This is a genomic window from Rhizobium leguminosarum (assembly GCF_010668065.1).
Lineage (GTDB): Bacteria > Pseudomonadota > Alphaproteobacteria > Rhizobiales > Rhizobiaceae > Rhizobium > Rhizobium leguminosarum_S.
In genome coordinates this window covers 87,284-106,808 of the sequence record NZ_WUEN01000019.1, presented here as the reverse complement: position 1 = coordinate 106,808, position 19,525 = coordinate 87,284, and the positions used below count along the sequence as shown (strand labels likewise).

The following is a 19,525-nucleotide window of genomic DNA, read 5'->3' as shown; positions in this document are numbered from 1 at the left end:
ACCTCTTGGGGCGGGGTTATGGAACCAACTGGCGCGGCGAAGATTATAGTCTTGTCGCTTGGCAATCGGTTTAGCCCGGATCTGCGAGACGTGATTGCCCGCGCCGGCCGCTCATCATTCACAAGGGGAATTGCTATGGAAAGTGCAGGTATCGGCTGGATCGCCGCAATCGTCATCGGCGGCATTGCCGGCTGGCTCGCCGAAATGCTGATGAAGAGCAACATGGGCGTGCTGATGAACGTCCTTCTCGGTATTGTCGGCGCCATCGTCGCCAACTTTATCCTGTCGCTCTTCGGCGTCGCCCTTGGCGGATGGCTGGGTTATCTGATCGCGGGCTTCATCGGAGCCTGCATCCTCATCGCCATTGCGAGAATGGTCAGGCGGACGGCCTGATCAAACAGAAGGCGGCCCTGCAAACCGGCCGCCTTCATCACGTTTTCGCGCTCACGCGTGGTCGTCCGGCGTTCACGGATTGATCCAGCGGGAACAGGATTCGCCTGCCTACTGCGTGGGAAAACGGCTCAGCATCCGGTCCTGGACGTTCTCCCAGCCGACGATCATCGCGGCAAGCGAGATGGCTTTGTCGCGGTCCACAGCCTTGGTTATAAAGCCTTCGAGCAGGACGACAGGGCCGAGCATCCTGATCTCGATGGCACTGCTGTCGATATCAGGATCGGCGGCAAGGGTCGCTTCGATTGTGGCGATGGTGGATGCCGAACTATGGCCTTGCGAGCAGCGCTCTTCGTGATTGTAGTTATCGGGGCCGAACTTCATTTTCTCCTCCTGTTCCGCCCCTCCACGGACGTACACATGACCTCGCACTAGATATGAGCGGCGTGCCCTGACATCACCAGCCGGACTTAAGTCCGGCTTTCCCTCGGCACGATCCGGCTTAGATTCTCCTGATCCTTGTTGAAAGGACATCAGGGAGGTTCTAGCAATGTTGCCGACTCCAGTCAGAACCTCCCTGATGACGCTTCAATTTATCGACCAGTGTCGAGCGTCCGAGCTCGGCAAGGAGGGGATGAATAGGAATGCAGGCGGCCGGTAATAGGGAAGCGCGCGAAGGCGAGGACTTCGCTCCTCTGATGCTTGTGACAAGCGGAAAAGGCTAGGCGCCCTGGCACCATCCGATGTCGACCCAAATGTCTGATTTCGCCTCCGGTTACGAAGACCGGGTTTGTGATTTTGCCACCTGGCCGAGCCGGTCCGCCACTGGATCCAGGGTTGAATGCAGCTCGGCATCCACCTCTGTCAGCCGCATCAGGTGACGTCGAGATTGCGCGGTCTCGTCCGGGCGTTCGACCGAAGAAGGGACAATTTGCTGGGCGAATTTCGACCTGTTCACTCGCGGTGGATCACGACCGGTTGCTGTTGTCGTCACGAGACGATGACAGTGTTGTCTCAGGCGCAGGCACTTCTCGAATGCAAGCCGAACCACGAAAGATGGTTCGCTTTTTAAGATCGACCAGATCGTCACAAGTGACAGATACGTGTTCCTGGCTTGGCGGAACTCCCAAAATGCGTATTTCTGGGTAGCGTTGATTGCGCTTCGGGTTGCGTATTGGGGGAGTTGAGGGTTTGCGGCCAGCGAACGCCTGATAACTTCCACAGCGCCTCGGCCCATTTGCAGGTGATTGGACGACATGTTGCCGGGATACTGCCTGTATCCAACGAGCCGTTCAGGGATGACTTCGATTTGATAGCGCGCGGCCAGCCTGAGTTCGAAGTCGAGATCTTCGCAGCCGCCAATTCCTGCAGCTGCATAGGAGCTGTCAAATCCGCCAATCTCGAGCGCTGCATCCCGGCGGACAAGAAGCGCGCTGCCATTGCCGACATATTTGAAAGTCAGATGCCGCGCGAAGATATATCCTCTGGCGACATCGGGCCGGCAGGAGCGAAGGATCTCGTCGTCACTATTGATGATGTAATGCAGCACATAAACCGCAGCCCACTGTGGGGTTAAGCGATTGAGCGCATTCACCTGCTTTTCGATTTTCGTGTGATGCCAAAGATCGTCCGCGTCAAGGAATGCTACGAACCGACCTGCTGCTTCCCGGATGCCGGTGTTCCTTGCTGCGGCAACGCCGCGGTTTGGCGTGGACAGCAGGCGGATCCGCGAATCTGCCAGCGCCACTTGCTCGACCACCTTTGCCGTATCATCGGTAGAGCCGTCATTGACGACGATGATCTCCAGGTTCCGGTAGGTCTGGCGTCCGGCGGATCGAAGTGTGCGTTCGATATAACGGGAAGCATTGAAGGCCGGGATGACCACCGAAACCAGCGGCCCGTTGAAATGACGAACGTCCCTCCGATCCGTGTCTGAAGCGAAAAGCATTCAAGATCCCTCATTCGGCCAACAATAATTCTCTTCGTTCTGATGATGGGCGATCAGTCACGCTTTATTCTAACTTCGGGCGACCCGAAATGGACTTTCGTGCGATGCAGCCGCCCTTCAGAAATTTCGGTCAAAAACGTACACTCCCTCGAGCGGCGCCACCTTTATTTCTCGGCGGAACCGGCTGGTTGCGCTTTGCTCGCTGCGGATCAAAAAGGAGCCCCGCCGAAACGAGGCAATCTGGAAAGGACGGATCGTACAGGAAGGAAGGGATGGCGGACGGCCCCGGGATTGGGGCCACCTGTACGATCCTGATGGCCAAACACCGATTGATCGAAAAAGTTCCTGTGCGCTTCCGCACCAATGCTTGAATTAATCTGTACTTGCGCAACGATTGCTGAGTTCAGAGAAGAAAACCCCCGCTGGAGCGGGGATCAGGAAAGGGGGTGTTTTCTGGGCTGGCGAATTAATTACGCTGCAAAAGCTATTTCGAACATAAATCATATGTTTTCAATAAAACAATAATCTATGGACTAACTTTTCCCCAGATATCTGCTAAAAACTATCAAATTATCGTTCGACTTCGCTTTTTCGGCAAGGCGAGTTGTAGCTAATTACAAGAGATGACTTGTAGTTCATATATGTCGGATAGAAACTGTGCTTGGCGGAGATGGGAGAAATCAGCCAATGCATAGAACTATACTGATTGGACTATCTGTGATGTTTCTCGGAACGCAAGCTATTGCTGCTACCGCGATGATAGGAAAGGAGCTTCAGGCTCTGCTTTCAGACGGCAAGGTGATTGCGCTGGGCGGCCCAAAAGAGGGCTACAGTGGGGAGATTTCTGTACTCAAGGACGGAACCGCACATGGTCAGGTTAAACTCGATTCCGGAGATGTAATCTCAATTGACGGCGTGTGGCGCATTTCTGGCAACACGTTCTGCCGTACCTGGAAGGGGGGAAGGGACGCGGGCAAGGCGGTATGTGAGGCCTGGAATAAAACAGGCCCGAAGTCTGTTAGCGCGTTGAATGGAAAAGAGAATATTGGCATAAATTCTTGGAAATAGCCTCGATGCCGTGATTGATTTGCAAACCGGGCGCGGGCGCTGCAAACACCGGTGAAGCAGCTGAGCAGTCGTCCTTCTTGAAGGATCTGCAACATCGATCAAGAGGACCGTCGACCTGCAAGCCAAGGCGGCCGCCCGGCTTAACAGGAGACAGCGGTTTTCGGGGTGAAAACCAGCCGAGCGACCTGCTTTCAAACCCGCCTGAGGGTTCGGCAGTTCCGCCTCTCACCCGAAAGGACTACACGACGGACGAAGCCCCGGCCCCGGGCGTCGGCACCATGATGATAGGCGTCGGGCTGACGCTCTCCGTGGTCGCCCTTCTGACCGTGGTTTTCCGTGACCGCATCGCCTATCTGATGAGGACGTGGCCGCGGCTGCTGGGTTCCGTATCCCGTGCGACGGGTGCACTCGCGGGGCTGGTGTTGGTTGCCGTCGCTGCGGTCGAGATAGCGAATTGGCTGGCGTTTACATGAGGGCATTAATGCGTCGAACCAAAATAGCGCTGATTGGCGCGACGGCAGCGCTGCTGGCGTTGGCAGGCGTGGCCCAATGCGAGGAGACGAAGTCGCCGTTCCAGCGGTTCGCCGAGCGGTGCCTCGAACACGGACCGCGCTATGACCAGACGGTCGCACTCGCCAGGGAAAGCGGCTGGTCGGATCTGGCGGACGACATGACGATGGGCATTCAGCCGCTCGGGGAACCAGCGACCTTCAAGGGCTGGCTCGTGAATTCGGACGGCACTTCTCCTTTCGAGGCGGTGGTGGTCGCACGTGGGGCGGTTGGTCCAAAGACCGTCGAGAGTTGCACCATGGCGTTCGCCGGGACCGACGCGGCCGCATTCGAACGGAGTTTCGCCTCGACAGAAGCAGCGCGGCCTTCTGGAGAGCAAAAGGGACAAGGCCGGGTGCGGAAGTTCTTTGCGATCGAGCGCGAGGGCGTGAAGGAAGCGCTAACGCTCGACCTTCCAATCTATCCGAACGGCGCCGACGAGGTCGTGGCGAGCGTCGTCTCCGAGCAGCGGATTGAAAACTGAAGCCGCTTGACAGGGCGATCCTGCTTTGAGAATTTCGGATCATGGGGCAGCGATCGCCCCACGAGGCTACGGCCGAAGAATCGCGTCCTTGAACCCGCACCAACGGAGGACGCGCCATGCCGTCATTTCTTGAAAGCACACCTGACAAGCTGAATCGGATCGTTGGCACGCCCGGCGTCTTCGCCGGTTGCCTGTCGTTCGAGTTGCATCCATGACGAACGCGTCCCCACGGATTGCGATCGTCTGGCGCGGCGACCGGGAAGCCCGGCGAGCGGCGACGCCGCAGAACAACCGCTTCCACCGGATCTTCGAAGAACTCGCGGCAGTCGGCCTTTCGCCGGAGCCCGCCGTCTTCGACGAAGAATTCGCCGACGAGATCCTCGAACAGCTCCTTGCAGTCGACGCCGTGCTTGTCTGGGTGAACCCGCTCGACGATGGAAAGACGAGAAAGATCCTCGATCCGCTTCTGCGACAGGTGGCGGAAGCCGGCCGATTTGTAAGTGCGCATCCGGACGTGATCCTCAAGATGGGCGTCAAGGAGGTGCTCTACGAGACCAGGCATATAGGCTGGGGCGTCGACACACGGCTCTATCGCACGGCGGCGGACTTCCGCCAGGCGTTCGTGCCAACGTTCCTAGTCGCCGGGCCGCGCGTGTTGAAGCGGAACCGCGGCAACGCCGGGCAAGGTATCTGGAAGGTCGAACTCGCTGGAACGCCCGCCGGCGGTGCGACCTCGATTAGTGTGCTGGAAGCGAAATCAGGCAGTGTCCCTGAAACCATCGACCTGTCAGCCTTCATTTGCCGCTGCGAAGCCTACTTCACCGAGGGTGGCTGCATCGTCGATCAGCCGTTTCAGTCCCGTCTGCCCGAGGGCATGATCCGCTGCTACATGTCTGGATGCAGGGTCGTGGGCTTCGGGCAACAGTTGGTCAAGGCACTGGTGACGCCGCCGTCGGGACCTGGCGATCCACTTCAGCCCGGTCCACGGATCATGCATCCGGCATTCGCAGGGCCGTTCCAGACCTTGAGGACAAGAATGGAAAGCGAGTGGACGCCGGAAATGATGTCGACGCTTGCGATCGAAGCAGCGTCGTTGCCAATCATCTGGGACGCCGATTTCCTCTACGGGCCACCAGACGCTTCAGGCAACGACACCTACGTTCTCTGCGAGATCAACGTCAGCTCCGTCTTCGCCATTCCTGACGAAGCCCCTGCGGAGATTGCACGCGCGATGGCGTTGCGGCTGCGCCGGTCCGCAGCGTAACTCTGTCGCCGGCGCATTGATCCCGGATATCAACTCATGTATATCTTCTGAGGTACGTACATCATATCCATGGCTTGCGGACGGAGACGAGCGTTGCGAGGATCCAGACCTGCAGTTCGGTCATGCGATGAGAGGGATTTCGGGAGGGGATCATGACGGCCTTACAACTCAATCCAGATTTTGCCATCGCGGATGAGCAGTCGCTTCGGGCGCTGTTCGAGCCGACCCACGCTCTGGCAGTCGTGAAGTGTCAGAATTTGCTTGGCGAGCACGCGCAGGAATTCATTCGGCGCTCGCCATTCTTCTGTATCGGCACGCAGAGTTCGGAGGGAAAGGCCGACGTCAGTCCTCGCGGCGACCCTCCGGGGTTCGTCAAGGTTCTCGACGAGCGCACCCTGGCGATCCCGGATCGACCTGGCAACAATCGTCTTGATACCCTAAGCAACATCATCGCCAACCCGAATGTCGGGCTCTTGTTTCTTATCCCCGGTTTCGACGACACATTGCGCGTCAACGGGCGGGCAAGTCTGACCCATGATCCTCAACTGCTGACGAGCATGAGCGTCGCTGATCGTCTCCCGAAACTCGCTATCATCGTCAACGTCAGCGAAGTTTTCATGCATTGCGCCAAGGCCTTCAGACGGTCCCGCTTGTGGAGCCCGGATCATTTCCAGGACCGCAAGGAGATGCCCTCGCTGATAAAGATCATTCTGGACGAGACGACAGGGGCGCCGAAGGACGGGGATGAAATGCGAAAGATGGACGAAGACCTGGAACAAGCCTACCGAAGGACACTTTATTAGCTGCCCGGCGCTGGCCGAAGGGGCGGACGATCACAAAGCGATGGCGGTTTCGACGCCGTCCGGCGATCACGGATTGATCCAGCGGGAGGAGGCGAGCGCGCCCAGATGGTCGTAGGCAAAGACTGCGCGTCGGTTGTCGGCATGGCGCAGCTGGAACCAGTCCAGCGTCTCGGCCCGGAATATCAGCACCCCGAAGAAGGCCCGTCCGTCGGCGTCTGCGGCCTTACCCTCGCTTGCCGGCCTCTCGCCGATGTCGTCGCCCGGCGGCCCGCCCATATAGGTACTGCGGGTCGACAGCGGCAGCAGGCTCCAGGCTTCAGTCGCGCATTCGCTTGCCGGCCCATTGAGTTCGGCCGATCCCTGCAGGCGAAGCTGCACTTTCGGCTGCGGGCCGAAGCCGAGGATGGTGACCAAAGGGTTGGCCGATATTTCCTGCCATTTAGGGCTTCTGACATCCGTATGGATTTCCAGGACGCGTCGCGCCACATCCACGCGCCTCAGCACCACCATGCGGGCTTGCGGCCGACCGCCGGCATCGACCGAACACAGGTTCAGGTAGCGGAAGGCCGACTGCGGATCGGCGGCAGCACCTTCCAGCTCGGCCCAGGCCGATGCATCGACCTCGGCGAGGGTCACCGTGTCGCCTCCGCCTCAGCGTTCCTTATCTCGCCGCCCTTGACGATCGAGTAACCGGACATTGTTGCTCTCCTTGGGTTGGAGGCGATTCCTATCAGACAGACCGGGTAAGGCCACCGTCGATCTTGAGGCTCTGGCCGGTGATATAGCCCGCCCCTTCGGAAACGAGGAAGGAAATCGTCGCCGCCACTTCGGCGCTGGTGCCGTAGCGCTTCATCGGCACGCTGTCGCGGCGCTCCTCCGTCGCCGGCAGGCTGTCGATCCAGCCCGGCAAGACGTTGTTGATGCGGATGCCGTCGCCCGCATAGGTATCGGCATAAATCTTGGTGTAGGCGGCAAGCCCGGCGCGGAAGACGGCCGAGGTCGGGAACATTGCCGACGGTTCAGCCACCCAGGCGGTGGAGATGTTGACGATTGCGCCCGACTTCTGCGCCTGCATGATCGGCGTGACCAGCCGCACGGGACGGACCACGTTCATGAAATAAATGTCCATGCCCGCGTGCCACTGTTCGTCGGTGATCTCGGTGATCGGCGCGCGGGGGCCATGGCCGGCGCTGTTGACGAGCACGTCGACGCGGCCCCATTTCTCCATCGTGGCATCGACCAGGCGCTTGAGGTCGTCGTTGGACTGGTTCGAGCCGGTGACGCCGATGCCGCCCAGTTCGGTGGCAAGCGCCTCGCCCTTGCCTGATGAGGACAGGATGGCGATCTTGAAGCCATCGGCCGCCAGCCGCCTCGCGGCCTCCGCACCCATGCCACTGCCGCCAGCCGTAATGATCGCTACCTTTTCTACTGTCATCGTCGCTCTCCCTGTTCGATTTGCACCCATTGCCGGCCGTTGATCCCTGCAATATCATGGGCTCCAAGCGAGAGCGAACCAGTTTTCGTAAAATATCCCAGTAGAAAAACTATCGAATGTCCATGTCCATCGGTAATCTTCCATCCCTCAACGGCCTCAAGGCCTTCGACGTGGCGGCGCGTCATCTGAACTTCCGGCTCGCGGCCGAAGAGCTCGGCGTCACCCAAGGGGCGGTTGCCCAGCACGTGCGAGGGCTTGAGGCGGAGCTCGGGGTGACCTTGTTCGAGCGCCTGCCGAAGTCATTGGCGCTGACGGGTGAGGGGCGAAGCTATGTCGCCGACGTCCGGCGCGCCTTCGAACTGCTTTCAAACGCGACGGCGAACCTGAAGCCACAGCCGGTCAAACTGGTGGTCAGCACGACACCGACCTTCGCCTCGAGATGGTTGATCCCGCGTCTTCCTGATTTCACCTCGAGGCATCCCGATCTCGATCTCCACATCCTGGCGACCGACCGCATTTCCAGCTTTCAGGTCGACGGCGTCGATCTCGCCGTCCGCTATGGCAGCCCTCCCTTCGGTCCCGGCCTCGCCGCCGAACTGCTGTTCGAGCAGGAGATCATTGCCATCTGTAATCCGAACCTCGTCGCCGAGGGAGCCGAGCCGGAGAATGCGGAAGAACTCTCGCACTATACGCTGCTTCACGATGCCCATAATTCCTGGCCGGAATATATCGATCGCTTCCTCGGCGGCGGCGATCCCACGCTGTTTCGGGGCATCAGCTTCTCACAGACATCGCACGCGATCGAAGCCGCCATCGCCGGACAGGGCATCGCCGTGGCGACCCGCGCTTTCGTCGCGACCGACATCGAGGCGGGCAGGCTGAGGCAAGTCTTCGATGGCGCCCTCAAAACGCGGTCGCACTTCTATCTGGTGAAGCCGCGATATCGGAAGTCTCAAGCGGTGGAAAAGCTTCAGGACTGGCTGCGGTCAAAGGTGCAGAGCTGATGGTCGGACAGCCATCGCTCAAGGAATGAACCAGCTGCGGCAGGTTTGCGCCCAGTAGCAGTCGTTGAGGCACTTCCGCCGAGGCCCCCGCTCGCCACCCATCACCAGACGTTCAAGAACCGTCCGCTTTCCGTGGATACTGATTTCCGTGTCGTCCACCTCGACGCCGTCGGTCACAAAGAAGGATGACGGCTCGATGGAGGTGGAGATCGCCTGGACATTACCTCTTTACCACTTGTTGACTCACCCGCGGTTGAACAATAACCTGCGAATTCGGTCGTTAGGCTTGTCCTCACATGACGGATCAATCTCTTCAGCGTCGCCTTGCCGCCATCGTCGTTGCCGATGTGGTGGGATATTCACGCCTGATGGAGGCTGATGAGGTCGCAACGCTGGCGAACCTCAGGGAACTCCGTTCTGGCGTTGTCGAGCCGGCTGTCATGCGCCACAAGGGTCGCATCTTCAAGGTCATGGGCGACGGATTCTTAATCGAATTCGGTAGCGCGGTGGACGCGGTCGCAGCAGCGTTGGAAATGCAACGGGCCACCACCGCTGTTGACGCTTCCGGAGACCGGCGCCTGCTTTTGCGTGTAGGCGTCAATCTGGGAGATGTCATTGACGACGGTTCAGACGTCCTCGGCGACGACGTCAATGTCGCGGCGCGCCTCCAGACGCAGGCCGCACCGGGAGGTATCTGCATTTCAGCCAATGTTCACGGCGAGATCGTCGGCAAGATTAGCGACCGGTTCTTTGATGCAGGCGAACGCTACCTGAAGAACCTGACTCGCCCGGTCCACGTGTGGCATTGGCCGGATGCGCTGCAGAGCATATTGCCGCTGCCCGAATGTCCCTCGATCGCTGTATTGCCGTTCACGAATATGAGTGGGGATGAAGCGGACGCGCCTTTCGTCGACGGCTTGACCGAAGACCTGATCACCGACCTTTCCCGTACGGCTGGCCTGTTCGTCATCGCGCGCAATTCCGTGTACGTCTACAAGGGCAAGCCGGTCGACGTACGGCTGGTCGCCCAGGAACTCGGCGTCCGCTATGTCCTCGAGGGGAGCGCCAGACGCGCAATGGGCCGTGTCCGCATCAATGCCCAATTGGTCGACACGCTTGCCGGCCAGCACTTGTGGGCCGACCGGTTTGACAGGACGGTGGAAGATGTTTTCGAATTACAGGATGAAGTTAACGCCAAGATTCTTGAAGCCCTCGTCGGCCGGCTGACCATCCCGACGCCGCGCAATCGGCCGAAGAACTTTGAGGCGTACGATCTGTGTGTGCGCGCCCGCCTCCTGACGGAAGAGTCGCCGCAAACTGAGCGTGAGGCCTATATGCTGCTCCAACGCGCGGTTGAGCTCGAGCCATCATATGCCGAGGCGCTCGGTCTGCTCGCCTATAACCGTTGGCTTGCCTGGACTCATTTCGGCGAGCCCGAAGATCCTAACCGTCGGATGGCGGCGACGTTCGCGCAGAAGGCGGTCGACCTGGATCCCAACGATGCCGGCTGCCGTTACGTTCTGGGGACCATTTTGGCTTATGAGCGGCGATGGGAGGAATCGGAGGCCGCCTTCGCCAAGGCCCTGGAGCTGGACCCCAACCACGCCGACACCTGGGCCGCCATGTCGGACATGTCCGTGCTGGACGGCAGGGTTGCTGACGGACTGGCGCAGATCGAAAAAGCTCTGCGGCTCAATCCCTACCCAACCTGCTGGTATCTTTGTCATCTTGGGCAGGCGCAATACGCCGCGCGCGACTATGAGGCGGCAGCCGCTACGCTTCGCAGGAAAGACACGTATCGCACCAACTCACGCAAATTCCTGGCTGCTACGCTTGCGCAGTTGGGCCACCGTGAGGAGGCGCGGCGAGAAGCAGAATTGTTCCTGATCGCCCACCCTCATTTCACGATCGGCCATTGGCTCAGCTCCCAGCCGCTGCGCGATGCATCTGTACGAGACCACTTTGTCGACGGCTTTCGAAAGGCCGGCCTGCCGGAGATGTGACAGCGGGTGAGAACAATCGCGACGCGTTCGAGAACTTTATCGACGGATATGCGCTGCGCGAGAGCGGCGGTCCGGTTCGCAGTGCCAAGCTTTCAGACGCTAAACAAAACGCGTCAATCAGCCGAGTCTTGCATGACTTTTCCGTTGGACCGCCTTGCATCATAGTGGCGATGAGCCCGTAGCCCAGAATGAAGACAGGATGCTTTGCGAAACATTTAGGCAGCTTCGCGGAGACATGAAGGCGACGACGCTTGCTTCCGCAATCGGCGGCGCAAAGATGCCGTTACCTTGAAACTAGACGATGTCTGCTTTCCAGCAGGTGCAAGGTATGCTTCAACGGCCGAGGGCGCAAAGCAGCCTTATCCTTCGATAACGAAAGAAGTCCGCTTGGGCCAACAGGGGTCGGTGGCCCCTAAGCGCTGATGTCTCCGACAAGTTCCCATGTATCGACCTTCTCGGGCGTCCCATTATCTGCACCAGGCCAAAGCGGGCGAAGGTCGAAGCGATCGCCGACTACGCCGGCGCACCGCCCGCTGTGGGGCACTGTCTTCGTCCACCTCTGGGGCTGCTACTCCGATGCTCCGGCTGCTGAGCAGACCTGAATTCAAAACAGGCGCTCGACACACCGCTCGGTCTCCCACCGCCTGAGGAAATTTGCTTCCCGGGCAATCCAGCCGACCGTCTCGCTTCCCCATTCCTGGGCCCGGCTGGCGTACTCGCCCATCAGCCAGATGTGGCGGACGATCACGAAGCGGTGGGCGGCTTCGAAGTCGGCTGGCGTGATCGGCCGGACGGCCCGATAGCCATCGACGAAGGCGGCCCACATGGCGGTTGATCTCCGACCGAAGGATATTTGCGCCCACAAGAACACCGACAAGTCGTAGGCGAGGTATCCCGGACCTCCGTCATCGAAGTCGAAAAATACGGCTTCGCCGGCGTCGTTGATCCGTGCATTGAAGCCGTGACAGTCGCCATGGCAATAAGTCGACGTCAAATCGCCGACGGTTTCGATCGCCTTTGCGGTCCGCGCAGCGATGTCTTCAAGATCGCTGCGGACCTCGGCGTCTTCCACGACGCCGCTATCGCATATGCGGGCAAGCGGCCGATGCAGCAAGTGTTCGAGGTCGAGCCGATAGAGCGCTCCGTCCGGCTGGAATGTCTCGGCGGCGTCGTGCATCAAGGCAAGGGTCTTGCCGTTGGCCCGTGCATCGCCGGCATCCGCCGCATCCGGCTTGCGGCCCTCGATCGCCCGGAAAAGCACGGCCTGGCGCACGCCCTCCGGCGCCTGTCCCTCAACGAACAAGCTGCCCTCGTGTGTCGCGATGGGTGCTGCGACCGGAACACCCGATTGCGCAAGATGCGCCAGGAACGCCGTTTCGGTCTTGACGTCGGCCGGACCACGGGCGCGGCGATGGGAAAGCCGGAACACATACCGCTCGCCGTTGCTTGCAATGGCAAGATACACATCATTCAAGCCGCGTTGCAGCATCCGGCAGGAAACCGGCCCAGCAAGCGGATAATGCCGATCGATGAACTGTTCGATGGCCGCAATCTGCGGGGTCGAATAGAGCGGATTAAAGTCGAGCATGGGCGCTGTACCATCGGGCTTTGCTGGAAGGCTGCTTCCGCGGTGAGGGGACCATAGAGGAGGGCGCGGCGCACGCCTGTACCATTGCAATGAGCTACTGATTGGATAAGATTAATGGCACTATTAGTAAAACCAAGAGATGAAAAACAAAATGCTGTCTTCGCGATTTTTGAGAGAAAATCATATTTCGCTTTCTGTGCTTTCCATAATTTTAGGTCTCTCTGGATGCGTCACTAGTAGTAACGGCGTTACTATTTCCGAGGATGACAGTCGGGCGCTGAGTGGAGAGCGGACAAAGATGGGCCAGTCCTACAATTTGAATGTAGACTGCACGCCTGCAACAATGGCCAATATAGAATTGGTACAAGCCCCGGCCCATGGCTCGGTTGAATTCGTCAAAGAGAATATTTATTCAAATTACAAGGATGGCATCCGCATTAAATGCAATTCCAGGAAATCTCTCGGCGTGTCGGAATACTATACTTCCAACAGCGGCTATTCTGGACCAGACATATACAAGGTGAGGGTGTCCTACGGCGAGGGGACCATCAAGGACGTCACCGTCAACATCAATGTGATCAAGAACTAAGCTAAGGCCAGCGATATCGATCCCGTCGATCATCGGCAAAGCCTGGGCCTCCGTCGTCGGTGGAAAGGGCGACTGGATCCATGCGACCATTCGTGTCGCCTGCAAGCACCTAGCCGAACCTCCGTCGGCAGCGGCCATTGGGGGCTATGCTGCTCTATCTCTTTGTTTTCACGCAATTCCGGACGGAAAACCGCTTCGCACTTTTCCTGGAATTCCTCTAGGGGCGATCAGTCCGTCTTCGGCTGCCCGGGAAGCTGGCCGTAAGCCGTCAGGATGGCCCTGATCAGGCCCGGGAAGCGTTCGTCCAGCTCGGTACAGCGCGTTTGATTGCGCATCTCCACACCCTGGCGCTCGCTCATGATCAGCCCGGATTCGCGCAGCACCTTGAAATGGTTGGACAGCGACGACTTTGGAATGACGCGGTCGCCGAGATCGGCAAGCGCAGAGCACGTCCCGCCACCGCTGGCGCCGGCAAGCTTTGCATAAATGGCAACGCGCTCCGGATCGGACAGCGCATAGAGGATTGCCTCGGGCTTGATGTCCTCCAGGGCTGGGTGAAAGAGCGGTCTCATGAATTTTATATAGCGTCCCTTGACATCGAGATCAACAGTTCCGAATTTCTGAACTATGGAACAAGCCTGCCAATCCCGGCGGCTATCCAGATCTGAAGGGACGAGAAATGGCTAAGCTCACAGGAAAGGTCGCTGTCGTAACGGGCGCCTCCAAAGGCATTGGCGCTGCGATTGCCAAGGCGTTCGCAGCAGAGGGTGCGCAGGTGGTGGTCAACTACGCTTCGAGCAAGTCGGGAGCGGACGCCGTCGTTCAGGCGATCAGCGTGGCCGGTGGCAAAGCCATTGCGGTGCAGGGCGATGTTTCGAAGGCCGGTGAGGCACAGGGACTGGTCGATGCTGCGGTCAAGGAGTTCGGCAAGCTCGACGTGCTGGTCAACAATTCCGGCGTCTATGAATTCGCGCCGATCGGTGAGGTGACCGAGGAACAGTATCGTCGCATGTTCGACGTCAATGTTCTCGGTGTTCTCTTGACCACCCAGGCAGCGGTCAAGCATCTCGGCGAGGGCGGCAGCATCATCAACATCTCCTCGGTGGTCACCAGTCTGGCGCCGCCAGACTCCGCCGTCTATACCGGGACGAAGGGAGCCGTCGAGGGCATCAACAGCGTGCTTGCCAAGGAACTCGGCCCGCGCAAGATCCGCGTCAACGCCATCCTGCCAGGGATGGTCGAAACCGAGGGCACGCGCTCGGCCGGCGTCATCGGCTCGGATTTCGAACAAACCATCGTCGCCCAGACGCCGCTCGGCCGCATCGGCCAACCGGACGATATCGCCGGTGTCGCCGTCTTCCTCGCTTCCGACGATGCCCGCTGGCTGACCGGCGAACGATTGGCCGCCAGCGGCGGTTTTCGCTAAAGCGCGTCGCGATCTGTCAGGCTCGCATGTCGCGCTTTAGGTCTTGGTTTTGCGCAGGTCGTTGCGCAAAACCGCTGCACAGTTTCGCGCGGCATGCCTTAGTAGGGCGAGATGCACGCCCGCCGCGGGCCGTAATAGGGCTGGAACGTGTTATCGTAGGCCCTGTAGGACCGGTAGCGCGCATAGCACCAGCTTACATGTCCGTTGCCGCCACTATAGACCTGGCGGTAACGCGGCGCGTAGTAGCGCGGGCGGTAAGGCGCGTAGTAGCGCGGACGGTAAATGGTCGACCCGTAGTAGCGCGGCGGACCGTAATAGGGCGATCCGTAGTAGCCCCCGTCGTAGTAGCCCCGACCGTAGTAGCTGGGGCCATAATACCTGGGCTGCGCCAGCATTCCGCCGATGATTGCGCCGGTGGCGAGCCCGCCGAGTGCCCAGGCCCAATCGTCGTTACGATTGCGGTATCCACGCCCGCGATAGCCTCGATAACCGCCTCGGTATCCACCGCGATAATTTCTGTACTGGACCGGCTGCGCCTTGGCGGCTTCGATCTTCGGCACGGCAATGGTGGGAAACGCCATGGCCTGCGGGACGCTCGTCAGCGCCGTCACCAGCGACAGGATAACGATTGCTAACCTTTTCATTGGCTCATCTTTCCTTCGTAAGCGCTGCGCGACGCATGCGGCGCGCAAGGACGTTTCCGCCCTCTCGATGCGCTGGTTAATTTTACCCTAAAATCGGCCAGGATTCGAGGAATTTCGCAGGAAGGCCTTTCTTCGACGGCGGGGTCGCGGCGAAAGCACGCGCCCACCCTCCGTCATCTCATATGAACCGGTGCGCGCTCCATGAAACATGCGACGTGGGGCTCGGCATATGTCGTCGGGCGGCGCTGCGTCTGCGCAACTCCGCACCCCTCTCGTTGGACGCCGACGTGGAGGAAGCATTGCGCGACCTTGCCGACGAATTTGGCGTGACGCGAAGCCACATTGACACCGGCGGCGTCACGATAGACTGATAAGTCTTCTGGGGACGTGCAAAATGGGAACGAGTTTGAAAAATTTCTTATCGCTATGCGCGGGGGTTGGGTTTCTCGCATCCGGAGCGATTGCCCAAGATGCGACGCCGGGATCGGTCGAGGAGCTAATGAATGAACTTGCAAGCACCAACCCTTTGCTCCACGCGATTTTCACAGATCATATGGATGAAGCGAAGGAGATAAACGAGACGTTTAAGGCAGGAGACGAGGAGGCCGCGATGAAAGCCGCGTACGATATGCTTCAAAAATACGGACACCCGGCACTCTCGCGTGCGAGCGACGCTTCTGCGATTGAGGTGCTGAAGAAGGCAGGCGATGTCGTTGATGCTCTGGGCGATCACTATCCGCGAGGATGCATCGAGTTCGTTCGCAATGATATCTCTGACGAAGCGCTGTCTGTTCGCAGCGTGAATGAAGCCTATCGGAAGTACCAGGAGGCTCAGTTTGATGCATATGAGGATGGAAAGTATCGCGAACCGATTCCGAGGATGGAAATCGGAGATATGTTCCAGGTGGTTACCGAGGATCTGAAAGTAAGCAGAGACGAGATACATACGTTACTGAATCCAGAGAACGTTGCCGCCATCGAACTATGCGCAATTATAAGAAAAAACGTCAACGTATCGGCCGTGAGGGAGCCATTCCGCGGGCCATACGCGAGGGCCAATATATCATCGAAGAAATAAGCATTTCCGAATTGTGGTAGAGAAATGGGCGCGCCGTTGGAAACAAAGTAGCGAGCTAAGAGAGCTTAACGCGGTAAACCCGCCGAAGATGCTGGCAAAGCGCCGTTATCACCTGCCGATATAGGCGGCCAGTTCGTCGGCCGTCCCATTGGGGAAGGCCTGTTTCAGAAAGTCCAGGAACGCCGACACGCGCGCGCTGAGCAGCCGCCTGGAGGGGTAGAGCGTCCAGAGAGCGATTTCGGGGCCGTCTATATCTCCCCAATTGACCAGAGTGCCGTCAGCCAGGTCGTGGCTCACCAGCGAAATGGGAAGACGTCCTGCGCCGACGCCGGCGCGCACCGCATCCCGGATCGTGATGAGCGTTGACAAAGTGAGGACCGGCTCGATCTTGATCGTCGCCCGGCCGCCTTCTGTCTTCACCTGCCATGTTTGAGCTTCGCCTGTCCCGCGCGCAACGCCGGGAGCGGCGTGTCCGCCGGTCGGGCGCGGAAGATCGGGGCTTGCCACCACCACCAGCCGATCGCGGAGAAACGCCCGCCCGACCAGGCTTTCGTCGGGATCCGGATTGACCCGGATGACCAGATCATAGCCTTCCTCGATCATATCGACAGACCGGTCCTCACTCGTCACCTCAAGCCGCACCTCCGGATATTGGAGGGCAAAGCCGGCGGCGATCCTGCCCATGGCGGTCTGGGAAAAATGCAAGGGTGCGCTGATCCGCAATTTGCCCTTGGGTTTTTGACCGCCGGACGCAATCGCCGCAGCCGTCTCGTCCAGTTCGGCGAGCAGCGCCCCCGTCCGCTCGAAGAGCGCCCGTCCTTCCTCGGTAAGCTTCAGGTTACGCGCACCCCGTTCAAACAGCCGCAGAGCGAGGCTGCTTTCCAACTCGGCGACACGGCGCGACAATGTCGCCTTCGGCCGGCCTGTCGCCCGTGCCGCTTTGCCGAAGCCACCATGGCGGGCGACAAGATTGAAATCGGCAAGCGCAAGAAGATCCATGTCTGTTCCACCAGCGAGACGGTCTGTCTAAAATCGCCGTCTATCGGGCTGCCAGTGAACCACACATATTCGACGTGTCAAGCAATCCAACACGGAGAAAGACCATGACCATTCTCGTTACCGGCGCCACAGGCAATGTTGGCCGCCAAGTCGTCGAACACCTCGTCAAGCGCGGCGCCGATGTCCGTGCTCTTGTCCGCGACCCTTCGAAAGCCGAATTCCCGGCTGGCGTCAGCGTCGCCCAAGGCGACTTCCTCGACGTCGACTCGCTGCGTAACGCCATGTCAGGCGTGTCGACCCTTTTCCTGCTCAACGCCGTGGTTCCGGACGAATTCACCCAGGCTTTGATTGCGCTGAATGTCGCCCAATCGGCCGGCATCGAGCGGATCGTCTATCTCTCGGTGATCCACGCCGACGTCTACGTGAACGTGCCGCATTTCGCCGGCAAGTTCGGGGTCGAGCGCATGATCGAGCAGATGGGTTTCAAGGCGACGATCCTGCGCCCGGCCTACTTCATCCAGAACGATCTGACGGTCAAAGACGTCATCACCGGCTACGGCGCCTACCCGATGCCGATCGGGCCCAAGGGTCTCGCCATGATCGACGTCCGTGATATCGCCGAGATCGCCGCCCTTGAGCTGCTGCGCCGCGAACAGTCTGCAGAGCCGCTGGCGCTCGACCGGATCAACCTCGTCGGTCCGCAGACACTGACCGGAACCGATATCGCTGCCATCTGGTCAGACGTGCTCGCCCGCCCGATCCACTATGGCGGCGACAATACCGAGGGCTTCGAGCAAAATCTCAAGCAGTTCATGCCCGCCTGGATGGCCTACGACATGCGCCTGATGGGCGAGCGCTTCCTGACCGACGGGATGCTGCCCGAGGCCGGTGACGTCGAGCGCCTGACAAAGCTGCTCGGCCGCCCGCTGCACTCCTATCGCGCCTTCGCCTCGGAAACCGTTGCCTCCGCCTGAGGCAGCAACAGCGATCTCAAAAGGACGATCACCATGATCTATTCGACCGCCACAGTTCCGGTGAACCCGGAAGGCGAAACCCCGTTGACGCGCGCCGAGGCCTGGCAAGGTCTCGAACGCAAGGCGCGCGACGCCCGGCTCTTTCTTCCCGCCGGTCTCTGCACCCGTTGCGATGTCGTGGAGGAGAGCCCGACCCATTTCGTGCGCGAGGCGACGATCGCCGGGCAGGATCTGCGCGAGATCATCACCCTGGACCAGCAAAGCAAGGTCGCCTTCTTTCAGGCGGCAGGCCCACGCGAGGGAGCGATCATCAATGAACTCTTCGAGGATGAAGCAGGTCAACTGCAGCTGCGCTTCTACTGCTATCTCGGCCTGCGCGGCAAACAGCCGAACGGCCCGGAAGAGCGGGCCGAGCAGGCGCAGTTTGATGGCGAAACCGGCTACAAGGCCGCCCTGCTGTCGACACTGAAGCGGACCCGCGAGCTGCTGGCAGAGGGAAAGCTCTGATCATCGCCGCAACACAAGCAACGGGGCGGCTGGTCCTGGGTTTATCCCCGACCAGCCGCTCTGTGTCAGGCGGCCTTTGCCGCCGTCACGGCAGCGAGCAGAATGCCGGCAGTCTCCACCGATGAACCGGGGTTCTGCCCGGTGATGAGCAGGCCGTCCTTCACAGCATAGGACGACCAGTCATCGCCGCTGGAATAGACGCCGCCATTCTCCTTCAACATATCCTCGACCAGGAACGGCACCACCTGGGTGAGACCGACGCCGTCTTCTTCGGAGTTCTTGAAGCCGGTGACTTGTCTGCCCTGAACCAGCGGCGTGCCGTCCAAAGCCTTGACGTGGCGCAGCACACCCGGGGCGTGGCAGACAAAGGCGACGGGCTTGCCGGCCTGATAGAGCGATTGGATGAGGGCGATCGAATTCTTGTCTTCCGCCAGATCCCAGAGCGGGCCATGGCCGCCCGGATAAAACACGGCGTCGTAATCGTCAGCGGAGACCGAAGCGAGCTTTACGGTCGAGGCGAGTACCGCCTGGGCATCCGGGTCGGCATGGAAGCGGCGGGTCTGGTCGGTCTGGAAGCCGGGTTCGTCGCTCTTCGGGTCGAGAGGCGGCTGTCCGCCCTTCGGCGATGCGACGGTGATGTCGGCGCCGGCTTCGAGGAAGGCATAATAGGGGGCGGCAAACTCTTCGAGCCAGAAGCCGGTCTTCCGGCCGGTGTCGCCCAGTTCGTCGTGCGAGGTGAGAACCATGAGGATTTTCATCTGGAGATCCTTTT

The 19,525-nt window shown here is 59.8% G+C and carries 22 protein-coding genes and 1 pseudogene; 14 read left to right on the top strand and 9 right to left on the bottom strand.

Features of this window, described 5'->3' with window-relative positions; translation table 11 throughout:
• Window positions 1-135 precede the first annotated feature (135 nt).
• Entirely contained in the window at window positions 136-393 is a 258-nt protein-coding gene (locus GR198_RS32370; protein WP_164023298.1) for a GlsB/YeaQ/YmgE family stress response membrane protein, read from the top strand.
• Between the two features lie 108 nt (window positions 394-501).
• Here GR198_RS32370 and GR198_RS32365 read toward each other — a convergent pair whose 3' ends face one another.
• Both GR198_RS32365 and GR198_RS32360 read right to left on the bottom strand, forming a co-directional pair.
• Window positions 502-774: a BON domain-containing protein gene (locus tag GR198_RS32365; RefSeq protein WP_164023297.1), complete on the bottom strand. Its 273-nt coding sequence runs from the start codon at window positions 772-774 to the stop codon at window positions 502-504.
• 391 nt (window positions 775-1,165) lie between these two features.
• Entirely contained in the window at window positions 1,166-2,338 is a 1,173-nt protein-coding gene (locus GR198_RS32360) for a glycosyltransferase family 2 protein (protein WP_164023296.1), read from the bottom strand.
• A gap of 687 nt (window positions 2,339-3,025) precedes the next feature.
• Between GR198_RS32360 and GR198_RS32355 the strand changes: the two genes are divergently transcribed.
• The 5 genes from GR198_RS32355 (at window position 3,026) to GR198_RS32335 (ending at window position 6,506) form a co-directional block, all read left to right on the top strand.
• Complete coding sequence (locus tag GR198_RS32355; RefSeq protein ID WP_164023295.1) at window positions 3,026-3,406, top strand: hypothetical protein; 381 nt, start codon at window positions 3,026-3,028, stop codon at window positions 3,404-3,406.
• A 278-nt stretch (window positions 3,407-3,684) separates the two neighbouring features.
• Complete coding sequence (locus GR198_RS32350) at window positions 3,685-3,879, top strand: hypothetical protein (protein ID WP_246705800.1); 195 nt, start codon at window positions 3,685-3,687, stop codon at window positions 3,877-3,879.
• Window positions 3,861-4,439: a hypothetical protein gene (locus GR198_RS32345; RefSeq protein ID WP_246711144.1), complete on the top strand. Its 579-nt coding sequence runs from the start codon at window positions 3,861-3,863 to the stop codon at window positions 4,437-4,439. The genes GR198_RS32350 and GR198_RS32345 overlap by 19 nt, the downstream gene beginning before the upstream one ends.
• 211 nt (window positions 4,440-4,650) lie before the next feature.
• On the top strand, window positions 4,651-5,703 hold the full coding sequence (locus GR198_RS32340) for a Cj0069 family protein (protein WP_164023294.1): 1,053 nt from the start codon (window positions 4,651-4,653) through the stop codon (window positions 5,701-5,703).
• 152 nt (window positions 5,704-5,855) lie between these two features.
• Window positions 5,856-6,506, top strand: a complete 651-nt coding sequence (locus tag GR198_RS32335) for a pyridoxamine 5'-phosphate oxidase family protein (protein ID WP_164023293.1) — start codon at window positions 5,856-5,858, stop codon at window positions 6,504-6,506.
• Window positions 6,507-6,572: 66 nt separating this feature from the next.
• On the opposite strand, the gene GR198_RS32330 is transcribed toward GR198_RS32335, so the two are convergent.
• Together GR198_RS32330 and GR198_RS32325 are read right to left on the bottom strand one after the other, a co-directional pair.
• Window positions 6,573-7,142 carry a pyridoxamine 5'-phosphate oxidase family protein gene (locus GR198_RS32330; protein WP_164023292.1) on the bottom strand — a complete coding sequence of 190 codons (570 nt, stop codon included), beginning with the start codon at window positions 7,140-7,142 and terminating at the stop codon, window positions 6,573-6,575.
• A gap of 94 nt (window positions 7,143-7,236) precedes the next feature.
• Window positions 7,237-7,941: an SDR family oxidoreductase gene (locus GR198_RS32325; protein WP_164023291.1), complete on the bottom strand. Its 705-nt coding sequence runs from the start codon at window positions 7,939-7,941 to the stop codon at window positions 7,237-7,239.
• Between the two features lie 116 nt (window positions 7,942-8,057).
• Here GR198_RS32325 and GR198_RS32320 point away from each other — a divergent pair, with 116 nt between their 5' ends.
• Together GR198_RS32320 and GR198_RS32315 are read left to right on the top strand one after the other, a co-directional pair.
• Window positions 8,058-8,945 carry a LysR substrate-binding domain-containing protein gene (locus GR198_RS32320; RefSeq protein ID WP_164023290.1) on the top strand — a complete coding sequence of 296 codons (888 nt, stop codon included), beginning with the start codon at window positions 8,058-8,060 and terminating at the stop codon, window positions 8,943-8,945.
• Between the two features lie 296 nt (window positions 8,946-9,241).
• The gene (locus GR198_RS32315; protein WP_029875757.1) at window positions 9,242-10,948 is read left to right on the top strand and encodes an adenylate/guanylate cyclase domain-containing protein; all 1,707 of its coding nucleotides are present in this window, start codon (window positions 9,242-9,244) and stop codon (window positions 10,946-10,948) included.
• 604 nt (window positions 10,949-11,552) lie between these two features.
• On the opposite strand, the gene GR198_RS32310 is transcribed toward GR198_RS32315, so the two are convergent.
• Entirely contained in the window at window positions 11,553-12,536 is a 984-nt protein-coding gene (locus GR198_RS32310) for a phosphotransferase enzyme family protein (protein WP_164070311.1), read from the bottom strand.
• A gap of 298 nt (window positions 12,537-12,834) precedes the next feature.
• Here GR198_RS32310 and GR198_RS32305 point away from each other — a divergent pair, with 298 nt between their 5' ends.
• Window positions 12,835-13,125 (top strand): hypothetical protein, encoded by a 291-nt coding sequence (locus GR198_RS32305; protein WP_164070310.1) that lies wholly within the window; start codon window positions 12,835-12,837, stop codon window positions 13,123-13,125.
• A 227-nt stretch (window positions 13,126-13,352) separates the two neighbouring features.
• Here the strand turns inward: GR198_RS32305 and GR198_RS32300 are convergent, their stop codons facing one another.
• On the bottom strand, window positions 13,353-13,697 hold the full coding sequence (locus GR198_RS32300; RefSeq protein WP_132610369.1) for an ArsR/SmtB family transcription factor: 345 nt from the start codon (window positions 13,695-13,697) through the stop codon (window positions 13,353-13,355).
• Window positions 13,698-13,804: 107 nt separating this feature from the next.
• Here GR198_RS32300 and GR198_RS32295 point away from each other — a divergent pair, with 107 nt between their 5' ends.
• Window positions 13,805-14,551 carry a glucose 1-dehydrogenase gene (locus GR198_RS32295; protein ID WP_164070309.1) on the top strand — a complete coding sequence of 249 codons (747 nt, stop codon included), beginning with the start codon at window positions 13,805-13,807 and terminating at the stop codon, window positions 14,549-14,551.
• 98 nt (window positions 14,552-14,649) lie between these two features.
• On the opposite strand, the gene GR198_RS32290 is transcribed toward GR198_RS32295, so the two are convergent.
• Complete coding sequence (locus GR198_RS32290) at window positions 14,650-15,195, bottom strand: BA14K family protein (RefSeq protein WP_164070308.1); 546 nt, start codon at window positions 15,193-15,195, stop codon at window positions 14,650-14,652.
• A 233-nt stretch (window positions 15,196-15,428) separates the two neighbouring features.
• On the opposite strand from GR198_RS32290, the pseudogene GR198_RS36015 reads away from it, so the two are divergent.
• Together GR198_RS36015 and GR198_RS32285 are read left to right on the top strand one after the other, a co-directional pair.
• Window positions 15,429-15,533, top strand: a pseudogene (locus tag GR198_RS36015) (CopG family transcriptional regulator); the annotation flags it as partial.
• Between the two features lie 56 nt (window positions 15,534-15,589).
• Window positions 15,590-16,273: a hypothetical protein gene (locus GR198_RS32285; protein WP_164070307.1), complete on the top strand. Its 684-nt coding sequence runs from the start codon at window positions 15,590-15,592 to the stop codon at window positions 16,271-16,273.
• Window positions 16,274-16,381: 108 nt separating this feature from the next.
• Here the strand turns inward: GR198_RS32285 and GR198_RS32280 are convergent, their stop codons facing one another.
• Window positions 16,382-17,272 carry a LysR family transcriptional regulator gene (locus tag GR198_RS32280; RefSeq protein WP_164070306.1) on the bottom strand — a complete coding sequence of 297 codons (891 nt, stop codon included), beginning with the start codon at window positions 17,270-17,272 and terminating at the stop codon, window positions 16,382-16,384.
• 104 nt (window positions 17,273-17,376) lie between these two features.
• Between GR198_RS32280 and GR198_RS32275 the strand changes: the two genes are divergently transcribed.
• Both GR198_RS32275 and GR198_RS32270 read left to right on the top strand, forming a co-directional pair.
• Complete coding sequence (locus GR198_RS32275; RefSeq protein ID WP_164070305.1) at window positions 17,377-18,246, top strand: SDR family oxidoreductase; 870 nt, start codon at window positions 17,377-17,379, stop codon at window positions 18,244-18,246.
• 33 nt (window positions 18,247-18,279) lie between these two features.
• Window positions 18,280-18,753: an AtaL-like protein gene (locus GR198_RS32270; protein WP_164070304.1), complete on the top strand. Its 474-nt coding sequence runs from the start codon at window positions 18,280-18,282 to the stop codon at window positions 18,751-18,753.
• A 65-nt stretch (window positions 18,754-18,818) separates the two neighbouring features.
• On the opposite strand, the gene GR198_RS32265 is transcribed toward GR198_RS32270, so the two are convergent.
• Window positions 18,819-19,511: a type 1 glutamine amidotransferase domain-containing protein gene (locus GR198_RS32265; protein ID WP_164070303.1), complete on the bottom strand. Its 693-nt coding sequence runs from the start codon at window positions 19,509-19,511 to the stop codon at window positions 18,819-18,821.
• Between the last annotated feature and the right edge of the window lie 14 nt (window positions 19,512-19,525).

Bases quoted from the DNA above. Each gene is read 5' to 3' on its own strand.
- GR198_RS32290 (WP_164070308.1), bottom strand. From the start codon at position 15,195: ATGAAAAGGTTAGCAATCGTTATCCTGTCGCTGGTGACGGCGCTGACG.
- GR198_RS32270 (WP_164070304.1), top strand. From the start codon at position 18,280: ATGATCTATTCGACCGCCACAGTTCCGGTGAACCCGGAAGGCGAAACC.
- GR198_RS32285 (WP_164070307.1), top strand. From the start codon at position 15,590: ATGGGAACGAGTTTGAAAAATTTCTTATCGCTATGCGCGGGGGTTGGG.
- GR198_RS32360 (WP_164023296.1), bottom strand. From the start codon at position 2,338: ATGCTTTTCGCTTCAGACACGGATCGGAGGGACGTTCGTCATTTCAAC.
- GR198_RS32310 (WP_164070311.1), bottom strand. From the start codon at position 12,536: ATGCTCGACTTTAATCCGCTCTATTCGACCCCGCAGATTGCGGCCATC.
- GR198_RS32265 (WP_164070303.1), bottom strand. From the start codon at position 19,511: ATGAAAATCCTCATGGTTCTCACCTCGCACGACGAACTGGGCGACACC.
- GR198_RS32295 (WP_164070309.1), top strand. From the start codon at position 13,805: ATGGCTAAGCTCACAGGAAAGGTCGCTGTCGTAACGGGCGCCTCCAAA.
- GR198_RS32365 (WP_164023297.1), bottom strand. From the start codon at position 774: ATGAAGTTCGGCCCCGATAACTACAATCACGAAGAGCGCTGCTCGCAA.
- GR198_RS32350 (WP_246705800.1), top strand. From the start codon at position 3,685: ATGATGATAGGCGTCGGGCTGACGCTCTCCGTGGTCGCCCTTCTGACC.
- GR198_RS32340 (WP_164023294.1), top strand. From the start codon at position 4,651: ATGACGAACGCGTCCCCACGGATTGCGATCGTCTGGCGCGGCGACCGG.
- GR198_RS32320 (WP_164023290.1), top strand. From the start codon at position 8,058: ATGTCCATGTCCATCGGTAATCTTCCATCCCTCAACGGCCTCAAGGCC.
- GR198_RS32335 (WP_164023293.1), top strand. From the start codon at position 5,856: ATGACGGCCTTACAACTCAATCCAGATTTTGCCATCGCGGATGAGCAG.
- GR198_RS32355 (WP_164023295.1), top strand. From the start codon at position 3,026: ATGCATAGAACTATACTGATTGGACTATCTGTGATGTTTCTCGGAACG.
- GR198_RS32325 (WP_164023291.1), bottom strand. From the start codon at position 7,941: ATGACAGTAGAAAAGGTAGCGATCATTACGGCTGGCGGCAGTGGCATG.
- GR198_RS32315 (WP_029875757.1), top strand. From the start codon at position 9,242: ATGACGGATCAATCTCTTCAGCGTCGCCTTGCCGCCATCGTCGTTGCC.
- GR198_RS32300 (WP_132610369.1), bottom strand. From the start codon at position 13,697: ATGAGACCGCTCTTTCACCCAGCCCTGGAGGACATCAAGCCCGAGGCA.
- GR198_RS32305 (WP_164070310.1), top strand. From the start codon at position 12,835: ATGGGCCAGTCCTACAATTTGAATGTAGACTGCACGCCTGCAACAATG.
- GR198_RS32280 (WP_164070306.1), bottom strand. From the start codon at position 17,272: ATGGATCTTCTTGCGCTTGCCGATTTCAATCTTGTCGCCCGCCATGGT.
- GR198_RS32275 (WP_164070305.1), top strand. From the start codon at position 17,377: ATGACCATTCTCGTTACCGGCGCCACAGGCAATGTTGGCCGCCAAGTC.
- GR198_RS32370 (WP_164023298.1), top strand. From the start codon at position 136: ATGGAAAGTGCAGGTATCGGCTGGATCGCCGCAATCGTCATCGGCGGC.